Origin of the sequence: Synechococcus sp. H55.9, from assembly GCF_047462355.1 — a bacterium.
Lineage (GTDB): Bacteria > Cyanobacteriota > Cyanobacteriia > Thermostichales > Thermostichaceae > Thermostichus.
Window position 1 is genome coordinate 1 of sequence record NZ_JANSJB010000192.1, and the last position, 1,213, is coordinate 1,213.

A 1,213-nucleotide genomic window follows, 5' to 3' on the forward strand; every position below is an offset into this window, starting at 1 on the left:
AAGCCGGAGATCGCCTACAGCGTCGATCTGTGGGTGGAGCAGGTGTACGAGTTTTGGTATGCCCACATCCAACAGCCCAGCATCCTGGTGGGCCACTCCATCGGCGGGTTGGTGGGGGTGATCGCGGCTGCCCGCTATCCCCAGATGGTGAAGGGTTTGTGCTTGATCAGTTGTGCCGATGGGCCTCACCCGGAAGAATTGCCCTCTCCTTGGGATGCCCTGGTTCAAGCCCTTTGCGAAGGGATCCTGGCTGTTTTGGGCTGCCCGCTCACCTATCCCCATTTGTTTAACTGGCTGCGACAAACCGAGGTGCTGCGGGCCTGGATCAAAAATGTCTACAAACGGGACGAGCAGGTGGACGAGGAGTTGGTGCAGATCTTCCAGAGGCCTGCCTTTGAGCCGGGGGCAGCCCACGTGTTTTTGGATAGCCTGAGGGCCATCCTTTGCCGCCGCTTCGACAGCCCCAAGCGCCTGCTGCCCACCCTCAAAATGCCGATTTTGCTCCTCTGGGGCCAAGAAGATCCGGCGGTGCCCAGCTTTTTGGCAGACCAATTCAAGCGCTGGCAGCCGGCTCTTACGTTGGTGAAGCTGCCAGGGGTAGGCCACTGTGCTCACGACGAGCTGCCCCACTGGGTCAACGCCCTCATTGGTGAGTGGGCGGCCAGCTTGGAGACTTTCCCCGACTTGTCCACCCACCTTCGCAGGGATCCCGCGGCTGACTAGTCCAGCCAGTTGCCCTGCCAAGGTTCAGCAGTGCCCTCCCTGCTATCGATAAACTACCCCACCGCATAGGCGGGTGGGGTTTTAGCGCTACGCGCCGCTGACGCGAACAGTAGCCCTGCAGTTGGCAAGCCAACCACGGACCTCCAGGCTGGTTTATGGCAGCCACCAAAAGTGCAATGACGTTGGCACCGTTCAAATCTGCATCCCCTTCCCAGCCACAGGCCGGGTTCACACAACGAAAACGCTTCCCTTCCCGCTGGCCAATCCACAAACACCGGTGACAAGTCTGCGAGCTGTAGGCAGGCAGCACCACCACCTTTACCCCTGCTCTTGCTGCCTTGCACAGCCTGTTAAAGAATCAAGGGGTACAGTAGCAACACTTAGCAAACCAACTTCGGAAGCAGGATGGATTAATCAGTAGTAAAGAAGTCTGCACTATCTGCTCCAGGCTATACTTCCCAACTCTGGAAAACTGCCGAATAAAATGCTT

General features: G+C 58.0%; 1 protein-coding gene and 2 pseudogenes. 1 reads left to right on the forward strand and 2 read right to left on the reverse strand.

Going from position 1 to position 1,213, the window contains the following annotated elements:
- Positions 1-723, forward strand: a 723-nt coding sequence (locus tag NW857_RS13045) for an alpha/beta fold hydrolase (RefSeq protein WP_414369220.1), incomplete at its 5' end; no start/stop codon positions are given.
- Positions 724-832: 109 nt separating this feature from the next.
- On the opposite strand, the pseudogene NW857_RS13050 reads toward NW857_RS13045, so the two are convergent.
- Together NW857_RS13050 and NW857_RS13055 are read right to left on the reverse strand one after the other, a co-directional pair.
- Positions 833-1,063, reverse strand: a pseudogene (locus tag NW857_RS13050) (zinc ribbon domain-containing protein); the annotation flags it as partial.
- A gap of 18 nt (positions 1,064-1,081) precedes the next feature.
- Positions 1,082-1,213, reverse strand: a pseudogene (locus tag NW857_RS13055) (IS630 family transposase); the annotation flags it as partial.